We start from the raw sequence: 7,864 nt of genomic DNA, 5'->3' as shown, positions 1-7,864 counted from the left end.
CCTCCGGGCGCTTCCCTTCGGTCTTGCGTTTCCGACTCTATCAGACTCTTTCGTGTCCGATTCCCGGTCGAAGCGGGCCTCGCATTTTCGCTTTCGAGGAATTCGCTTTCGCGCTTTCCCTTTCGGCGTGTTCACTACGTTAGCCGATTCTCCCGGTGACTCATAATCGAGTCAGGGAAACGAATTTCGGCACGCCGAAATTCGCACCCTCAAGGGTGATTCGTAGGTAGTGGTTGGCCGCTTCGAGTAGCCCGGCATGCGATCCGATGGACCGAACCAAAAGCTGTACCCGTGTCAAGCGGCTCGGACTACATTAGGCGTCCCCCAACGGCGAGTCAAGTTGACCTGCGTCGCGGTGCGTGCGCGCGGTACGGGCTCACCGTGGGGTCGCCGTCGATCCAGAATCGCCACGGGTGCACGGCTCCGTCACCGCCCACTCCCGTACGTGGACCGCTGCGTACCTGGTCGCGGGGTGGCGGGGTGCCCTGCAGTACGGAGAGGTGCGCACCCGGGTGGGCAATGGCATCGGTGCCGTCGAGTGCCCGGTCGATGTCCAGGGCCGTCGCGAGACGGGCCGGGCCTTTGGCCAGTTCTCGGTCGTTGCGGGCCGAGAACCGACGTTTGCGGGTGAGGTCGGCCCCCGTGCGGATGTCGCCGGCTCTGAGGAGCACCCCGCTCGCCATGCCCTCCGGGCCGCACACCAGGTTGAGGCAGTGCCACATGCCATAGGTGAAGTAGACATACGCGTGGCCGGGTGGTCCGTACATGACGCCGTTGCGCCGCGTCCGGCCGCGGAAGGCGTGGGAGCCGGGGTCGATCTCTCCGGCGTACGCCTCCACCTCCGTGAGGCGCACCTCGATCGGGCCGTCCGGCGTGCTGCGGACCAGGGTGCGGCCCAGGAGATCCGGGGCCACCTCCAGTACGGGGCGGTCGAAGAAGTCCCGCGTCAGCGGCGTACGGTCCATGCGATCGATCATGAGGTTCGAGGCTACCGGGAACCGACTACGGTCATGGCGCGTATGTAGGGGTCAGGACCTAGGAGGAGAAAACATGGGCTTCAAGCGGCTGCTCGCGAGCATGGGTGCCGGTGGCGCCTCGGTGGAGACGGAGCTCACCGAGCTCAACGTCGTACCGGGTGGGGTCGTTCAGGGCGAGGTGCGGATCCAGGGCGGGTCCGTGGACCAGCAGATCGAGGGGCTCTCCGTCGGGCTGCAGGCCCGGGTCGAGGTCGAGGGGCAGGACCAGGAGACCAAGCAGGACATCGAGTTCACCAAGCTGCGCCTCGGTGGCGCGTTCGAGGTGCGGGCCGGTGCGGTGCACGTCGTACCGTTCGGGCTCGAGATCCCGTGGGAGACGCCGATCACGATGTTCGCGGGCCAGCACCTGCACGGCATGAACATCGGGGTGACGACGGAGCTGGAGATCGCACGGGCGCTGGACTCGGGTGACCTCGACCCCATCAACGTGCACCCGCTGCCGGCCCAGCAGGCCATCCTGGACGCCTTCGGGCAGCTGGGCTTCGGCTTCCGCAGCGCGGACATGGAGCGCGGCCACATCCGGGGCACGCGTCAGCGGCTGCCCTTCTACCAGGAGATCGAGTTCTTCCCGCCGTCGCAGTACCGGGGGCTGAACCAGGTCGAGCTGACGTTCGTCGCGGACGACCGCGAGATGGACGTCATTCTGGAGATGGACAAGAAGCCGGGGCTCTTCAGTGAGGGCAGCGACTCCTACCGTGCGTTCAAGGTGGGTCTCAACGACTTCCAGGGGACCGACTGGGCGGCGTACCTGAACCAGTGGCTGGCGCAGGTCGGCGGGCAGCGCAACTGGCTCTAGGGTCGGAGGGAAGGAGACCTTCCGAGAGCTGAACCGATCAGGAGAGGTGGCGACGTGACCGAGCCGAAGAGGGCCCCGCTTCCGCATGACTTCCATCCCGAGGTCCCCTCGTTCACCGTGGTGAGCGAGGACCTGGCCCCGGGCGCCGTGCTTGCGGACGCACAGGTCCACGCGAAGGGGAACACCTCGCCGCAACTGCGGTGGGAGGGGTTCCCGGCGGGGACGAAGAGTTTCGCCGTGACGTGCTTCGACCCGGACGCCCCGACGGGCAGCGGGTTCTGGCACTGGGTGGTCTTCGACATCCCCGCGTCGGTCACGGAGTTGCCTGCGGGCGCGGGCAGCGGGACGTTCGAAGGGCTGCCCGCGGGCGCCGTGCAGGCCCGCAACGACTACGGGTCGAAGGAGTTCGGCGGTGCCGCCCCGCCGGCCGGCGAGAACCACCGCTATGTCTTCACCGTGTACGCGGTGGACAGCGAGAAGCTGGGTCCCGACAGCGACACGTCTCCCGCGGCGGTCGGTTTCAACCTGCGGTTCCACACGCTGGGCCGTGCCCAGCTGATCGGTGAGTACGCGGAGCCCGCCGCGAACGGGTGAATCCAAAGGTTCCACCGCTGTTTGCCCTGCCCTGGTCTTGGAGAGATCAGGGCAGGGCATTTTTTATTGCGTTGTCCATCACGGCCTGCCCGGCCAGAGTTGATCCGGGCCTGCCAGGGGGCGGGCGGCACACGGGAGGTGGGCGAAATGCGGGACACACTGGTGCTGAACGCGAGCTTCGAGCCGCTGTCGACGGTGACGCTGAACCGTGCGGTGGTGCTGATCCTTCAGGACAAGGCCGTCGTCGAGCAGTCGCACCCCGATCTCCGTATGCGCGGTGCCGCCGTGGACATTCCGGTGCCCCGGGTGATCAGGCTCTGCCGGTACGTACGGGTGCCGTTCCGAAGACAGGCACCATGGTCCAGAAGGGGTGTGCTGATCCGGGACCAGCACCGGTGCGCGTACTGCGGGCGGCGGGCGAGCACCGTGGACCACGTGGTGCCGCGGGCCCAGGGTGGTCAGGACACCTGGCTCAACACGGTGGCCTCCTGTGCCGAGGACAACCACCGCAAGGCGGCGCGTACGCCGGAGCAGGCGGGGATGCCGCTGCTGAGGCAGCCGTTCGTGCCGTCTCCGGCGGACGCGATGCTGCTGGCGCTGGGGGCGGGAGACAGGTCGGCGCTGCCGCAGTGGCTGTCGCAGTCCGCGGCGTAGCCGCCGTACGCCCGGTGACGTAGGGAAGCCCGCCTTCGTGAGGAGGTGGGCTTCGCCGTGTCAGCGCAGGACCAGCTGGACGATGGCGACCGTACCGACCGTGACGATGAGGACGCGCAGGAACACGGGGCTGAGCCTGCGGCCGATCTTGGCGCCTATCTGGCCGCCGAGCGCGGAACCGACGGCGATCAGTACGACGGCCGTCCAGTCGAAGTCCGCGACGAAGAGGAAGAAGAGCGCGGCGATGCTGTTGACGACGGCTGCCAGGACGTTCTTCACGGCGTTGAGACGCTGCATGGTGTCGTCGAGGAGCATGCCCATCAGTGAGAGGTAGATGATCCCCTGGGCCGCGGTGAAGTAGCCGCCGTACACGCTGGCGAGCATCAGTCCGGTGAAGAGCAGCGGGCCGCCGTCGGGGCGGGCGGTGGTGCCGGTGTCTTCGCGCCGGCGCTGGACCGCTTTGCTGATGTGTGGTTGCAGGATGACCAGGACGAGGGCCAGGGCGACGAGGACCGGGACGATGGTCTCGAAGGCCGTTGAGGGCAGTTTCAGCAGCAGGGTGGCGCCGGTGAGACCGCCGATCAGGGCGCCGACGGAGAGCTTGATGACGCGGCGGCGCTGTCCCTGGAGTTCCTTGCGGTAGCCGATCGCGCCGCTGATGGATCCGGGGATCAGGCCGAGTGCGTTGGAGACCGTCGCGGTGACCGGGGGCAGGCCCGTGGCGAGCAGTACCGGGAAGGTGATCAGCGTTCCCGAGCCGACGATCGTGTTGATCGTGCCCGCGCTGACGCCTGCGGCGAAGACGGCGAGCATCTCCCAGGTGGTCATCCCGAATCCCCCGTGCATGATCGGTCTTTGATGCACTGATCATGCACGGGGGGTGTACACGTCAGTCGACCGGGGGTTCCTCGCGACGTGCCTTGCCGGTGTCGCCCGTGTTGAAGCCGGGCATGCCCGTTCCGAGGTTCCCGAAGGCGCCGCTGAGGCCCTTGAGGGCGTCGCCGATCTCGCTGGGCACGATCCACAGCTTGTTGGCGTCTCCCTCGGCGATCTTGGGGAGCATCTGGAGGTACTGGTACGAGAGGAGCTTCTGGTCCGGGTCGCCGGCGTGGATCGCCTCGAAGACCGTACGGACGGCCTGGGCCTCGCCCTCGGCGCGCAGGGCGGCCGCCTTGGCCTCACCCTCGGCGCGCAGGATCGCGGACTGCTTCTCGCCCTCCGCGGTGAGGATCGCCGACTGGCGCGTGCCTTCGGCCTGGAGGATCGCGGCGCGCTTGTCACGGTCGGCGCGCATCTGCTTCTCCATCGAGTCCTGGATGGAGGTGGGCGGCTCGATCGCCTTCAGTTCGACGCGGTTGACGCGGATGCCCCACTTGCCGGTGGCCTCGTCGAGGACTCCGCGCAGCGCGGCGTTGATCTCCTCGCGGGAGGTCAGGGTCCGCTCCAGGTCCATGCCACCGATGATGTTGCGGAGCGTGGTGACGGTGAGCTGCTCGATGGCCTGGATGTAGCTGGCGACCTCGTACGTCGCCGCCCTGGCGTCGGTCACCTGGTAGTAGATGACCGTGTCGATGTTGACGACCAGGTTGTCCTGGGTGATCACCGGCTGCGGCGGGAAGGGGACGACCTGTTCACGCAGGTCGATCCGGTTGCGGATCGAGTCGATGAACGGGACGACGATGTTCAGGCCCGCGTTGAGGGTGCGGGTGTACCGGCCGAAACGTTCCACGATGGCGGCGCTGGCCTGGGGGATGACCTGGATCGTCTTGATCAGGGCGATGAAGACGAGCACCACCAGAATGATCAGGACGATGATGATCGGTTGCATCGTTTCCTCGTGCCCTTCGGTTGCCGACGGATCGCGATGAGCGAGGTCGAGATCGTATGGGCCGTGGGTCAGGTCGGATGTCCTGCCGGTCCGGTTTCCATGATGATCGACTTCGAGTCTCGCAGAACGGGCGCTGCTGTGCGGGCTGTTCGGTCACATGACGACGGCCGTCGCCCCGTCGATGTCGACGACATCGACCTGTTGGCCCGGTTCGAAGCTGAGTTCCGCGTCGAGGGCGCGGGCCGACCAGATCTCCCCGGCGAGCTTGATCCGGCCGCCGCTGCCGTCGACGCGTTCCAGGACGACGGCCTGACGGCCCTTCAGTGCGTCGATGCCGGTGGCGAGGTGGGGCCGGTCCGCGCGATGCCGGTTGGCGATCGGACGGACCACGGCGATCAGCGCCACCGAGACGATGACGAACACCAGGACCTGGGCCACGATTCCGCCGCCGAGGGCGGCGACGACCGCCGCGGCGACCGCTCCGACGGCGAACATGCCGAACTCGGGCATCGCGGTCAGGACCAGGGGGATGCCCAGTCCCACCGCGCCGATCAGCCACCACACCCACGCGTCGATTTCCACGTGGCCATCGTATGACCGCGAGCACCTCCGCGGACAGTGCGCGAGCCGGCGGACCGGCCGACTGCCGTCAGCCGAGCGGGAGTCCGCGGGCGGTGTAGCGGTCGCCCTGGTGCTCGACGACGAGCGGCAGGCCGAAACAGAGGGAGAGGTTGCGGGAGCTGAGCTCGGTCTCCATGGGGCCGGCGGCGAGCACCTTGCCCTGACGGATCATCAGGACGTGGGTGAAGCCGGGCGCGATCTCCTCGACGTGGTGGGTCACCATGATCATGGAGGGCGCGTACGGGTCGCGGGCCAGCCGGCCGAGGCGGCGGACCAGGTCCTCGCGGCCACCGAGGTCGAGACCGGCGGCCGGCTCGTCGAGGAGCAGCAGCTCGGGGTCGGTCATCATCGCGCGGGCGATCAGGGTGCGCTTGCGCTCGCCCTCGGACAGGGTGCCGAACTTCCGGTCGAGGTACTCGGTCATGCCGAGCCGGTCGAGGAAGGCGCGGGCGCGGTCCTCGTCGACCTTGTCGTAGTTCTCGTTCCAGGTGGCGGTCATGCCGTACGCGGCGGTGAGCACCGTCTGCAGAACCGTCTGGCGCCTGGGCAGCTTCTCGGCCATGGCGACGCCCGCGATGCCGATGCGGGGGCGCAGGTCGAAGACGTCGGTGCCGACGCCGCCCAGCTGCTCGCCGAGGACCGTGGCGCTGCCCTTGGTCGGGAAGAGGTAACTGGACGCGATGTTGAGGAGGGTGGTCTTGCCGGCGCCGTTCGGGCCGAGGATGACCCAGCGCTCCCCCTCCTTGACCGACCAGGAGACATCGTCCACCAGAGCGCGTCCGTCGCGGACCACGGATACGTCCACCAGCTCCAGTACATCGCTCATGAGCGCGTTGTCTCCCCATGCAGTCTCGAGATCGTCGCGTGCCTGTAGGCACAGCTCCCAGGGAAAACCTACGCCACCGCGCGAGCGCTTCAGGCGCTGGGCCCGTCGTCGCGCTCCCGCCGCACCGTCCCTGTCCGCCCGGAGCATGGCCGGTCGGTCACAGTCCCGGGAGGGTGCGGGCAGGGCCCGGGTCCGTTCCCCAGGGCCTGTCCGGCGGATCAGGGTCGGGCAGGGCGCGGCGTCCGGTCCGGTGCATCGCAAGGCGCCGGAGCGTCCTCATAGCGGAGCCATGCGGGCGTTTCGGCAACGCTGCGAGGTGCCGTGCCAGGCGTCGCGACCCCGGCCATGATCCGCCGGACGGGCCCTAGGCTGGTGCCATGCTTTCGGAACCACGCTCAGGGCTGCTGGCCGCTTGGGGCAACGCACTGCTGGCCGGACTCGTGTCGCCCGACGACGCGGCGCTCGCCATTGTCGGACAGGACGCGGTGCACCGCGTCGAGGGGCTGCCGGGTGAGGCGGGACCGGTCGGTCTCACGCTCGCGCTGGGGCGGCTGCGGAGGCTGGGGGTGACGGGCCTGCGGGTCGCGCTGCCGGTTCCCGGGCACCCGCTGGGCCTCAGCGGTCCGGCGGAGTTCAACGCCCTGGCGCTGGAGGCCGAGGAGGCCGTGGTCACCTTCGGTGCGCCGTACGGGCTGGTGCCCGAGGTGCGGGAGGCGGGGCCGGCCGGGGATCTCCACGTCGAGGTGGTGTGGCGGTGCCTGGCGGTGCGCGAGGCGCCGCCGGCCGATGTGCCGTCGCTGGGAGAGGCGGAGCGGGAGCTCGCCGAGGCGTTGCGGGATGCGACGGCGTTGTTGTCGCGGCTCGATGTGGCCGGGTCGGGGCCGGTGGCCGACGCGGCGGTGGACGCCTACCGGGCGCGGGCCGAGCGGGGGCGCGAGGTGCTCGCCCCGGGGTATCCGCCGCGGGCGGTGCGGGTCCTCGAACTGGCGCAGCGGGTCGGGCTGCTGGTCGCGGTGGCGCACGAGAACGGGCACGGAGGCGCGGTGAGCGCGTCGGAGATGGCTGCGCGGGGTGAGGCGCTGCGGCCGGTGGAACGGGTGGCCCGGCGGGCGCAGGTGGCCGCGTACAACGCGTATGTGGAGGAGCAGGCGCGGTAGGCGCGAAGGGCCGGACGGCGTGATGCCGCCGGGCGGTCCCCCGTGGGACCGGCCGACGGCATCGCCGTGGGTGCGGCGCGTCAGCCGTTCAGGCCGAAGTTGCCGAAGGCCGGGTTGAGCAGGCCGATCACGTTGACGGTGTTGCCGACCACGTTCACCGGGACGTGGACCGGGACCTGGACGAGGTTGCCACTGGCCACACCCGGGGAGTGGGCCGCGACACCGTGGGCTCCGGCACCGCTGTGACCGGTGGCGGAGGCCGCGCCGGCACCGGCGGCGATGATGCCACCGGCGATCATGGTGACGGCGGCAGCCTTCTTCAGGTTCTTCACTTCAGGATCCTCCTAGCGT

The 7,864-nt window shown here is 69.2% G+C and carries 10 protein-coding genes; 4 read left to right on the top strand and 6 right to left on the bottom strand.

The window, feature by feature from the left end; all coding sequences use genetic code 11:
- Positions 1–335: 335 nt before the first annotated feature.
- Positions 336–977, bottom strand: a complete 642-nt coding sequence (locus tag ACIBJG_RS31995) for a DNA-3-methyladenine glycosylase (RefSeq protein WP_399312824.1) — start codon at positions 975–977, stop codon at positions 336–338.
- Positions 978–1,050: 73 nt separating this feature from the next.
- On the opposite strand from ACIBJG_RS31995, the gene ACIBJG_RS31990 reads away from it, so the two are divergent.
- The 3 genes from ACIBJG_RS31990 (at position 1,051) to ACIBJG_RS31980 (ending at position 3,081) form a co-directional block, all read left to right on the top strand.
- Positions 1,051–1,833 (top strand): sporulation protein, encoded by a 783-nt coding sequence (locus tag ACIBJG_RS31990; RefSeq protein WP_399312821.1) that lies wholly within the window; start codon positions 1,051–1,053, stop codon positions 1,831–1,833.
- Between the two features lie 54 nt (positions 1,834–1,887).
- Entirely contained in the window at positions 1,888–2,427 is a 540-nt protein-coding gene (locus tag ACIBJG_RS31985) for a YbhB/YbcL family Raf kinase inhibitor-like protein (RefSeq protein WP_399312819.1), read from the top strand.
- Between the two features lie 147 nt (positions 2,428–2,574).
- Positions 2,575–3,081 (top strand): HNH endonuclease, encoded by a 507-nt coding sequence (locus tag ACIBJG_RS31980; protein WP_399312816.1) that lies wholly within the window; start codon positions 2,575–2,577, stop codon positions 3,079–3,081.
- A gap of 60 nt (positions 3,082–3,141) precedes the next feature.
- Here ACIBJG_RS31980 and ACIBJG_RS31975 read toward each other — a convergent pair whose 3' ends face one another.
- The 4 genes from ACIBJG_RS31975 to ACIBJG_RS31960 form a co-directional block, all read right to left on the bottom strand.
- On the bottom strand, positions 3,142–3,909 hold the full coding sequence (locus ACIBJG_RS31975) for a sulfite exporter TauE/SafE family protein (RefSeq protein WP_399312813.1): 768 nt from the start codon (positions 3,907–3,909) through the stop codon (positions 3,142–3,144).
- Positions 3,910–3,970: 61 nt separating this feature from the next.
- On the bottom strand, positions 3,971–4,909 hold the full coding sequence (locus ACIBJG_RS31970; protein WP_399312810.1) for an SPFH domain-containing protein: 939 nt from the start codon (positions 4,907–4,909) through the stop codon (positions 3,971–3,973).
- Positions 4,910–5,062: 153 nt separating this feature from the next.
- Positions 5,063–5,491, bottom strand: a complete 429-nt coding sequence (locus ACIBJG_RS31965) for an NfeD family protein (RefSeq protein ID WP_399312808.1) — start codon at positions 5,489–5,491, stop codon at positions 5,063–5,065.
- Positions 5,492–5,558: 67 nt separating this feature from the next.
- Complete coding sequence (locus ACIBJG_RS31960) at positions 5,559–6,356, bottom strand: ABC transporter ATP-binding protein (protein WP_399312806.1); 798 nt, start codon at positions 6,354–6,356, stop codon at positions 5,559–5,561.
- Between the two features lie 377 nt (positions 6,357–6,733).
- On the opposite strand from ACIBJG_RS31960, the gene ACIBJG_RS31955 reads away from it, so the two are divergent.
- Positions 6,734–7,513 carry a hypothetical protein gene (locus tag ACIBJG_RS31955; RefSeq protein WP_399312805.1) on the top strand — a complete coding sequence of 260 codons (780 nt, stop codon included), beginning with the start codon at positions 6,734–6,736 and terminating at the stop codon, positions 7,511–7,513.
- An 80-nt stretch (positions 7,514–7,593) separates the two neighbouring features.
- Here the strand turns inward: ACIBJG_RS31955 and ACIBJG_RS31950 are convergent, their stop codons facing one another.
- A complete protein-coding gene (locus ACIBJG_RS31950) occupies positions 7,594–7,845 on the bottom strand; it encodes a chaplin family protein (RefSeq protein ID WP_219572718.1) in 252 nt (83 codons plus the stop codon).
- Positions 7,846–7,864 lie beyond the last annotated feature (19 nt).

This window comes from Streptomyces sp. NPDC050422, assembly GCF_044458665.1.
In the GTDB taxonomy this organism is placed as follows: Bacteria; Actinomycetota; Actinomycetes; order Streptomycetales; family Streptomycetaceae; genus Streptomyces.
The sequence above is the reverse complement of the archived record's forward strand: the minus strand, read 5'-3'. Positions and strand labels throughout refer to the sequence as shown.

Bases quoted from the DNA above. Each gene is read 5' to 3' on its own strand.
- ACIBJG_RS31995 (WP_399312824.1), bottom strand. From the start codon at position 977: ATGATCGATCGCATGGACCGTACGCCGCTGACGCGGGACTTCTTCGAC.
- ACIBJG_RS31990 (WP_399312821.1), top strand. From the start codon at position 1,051: ATGGGCTTCAAGCGGCTGCTCGCGAGCATGGGTGCCGGTGGCGCCTCG.
- ACIBJG_RS31980 (WP_399312816.1), top strand. From the start codon at position 2,575: ATGCGGGACACACTGGTGCTGAACGCGAGCTTCGAGCCGCTGTCGACG.
- ACIBJG_RS31975 (WP_399312813.1), bottom strand. From the start codon at position 3,909: ATGACCACCTGGGAGATGCTCGCCGTCTTCGCCGCAGGCGTCAGCGCG.
- ACIBJG_RS31970 (WP_399312810.1), bottom strand. From the start codon at position 4,909: ATGCAACCGATCATCATCGTCCTGATCATTCTGGTGGTGCTCGTCTTC.
- ACIBJG_RS31960 (WP_399312806.1), bottom strand. From the start codon at position 6,356: ATGAGCGATGTACTGGAGCTGGTGGACGTATCCGTGGTCCGCGACGGA.
- ACIBJG_RS31955 (WP_399312805.1), top strand. From the start codon at position 6,734: ATGCTTTCGGAACCACGCTCAGGGCTGCTGGCCGCTTGGGGCAACGCA.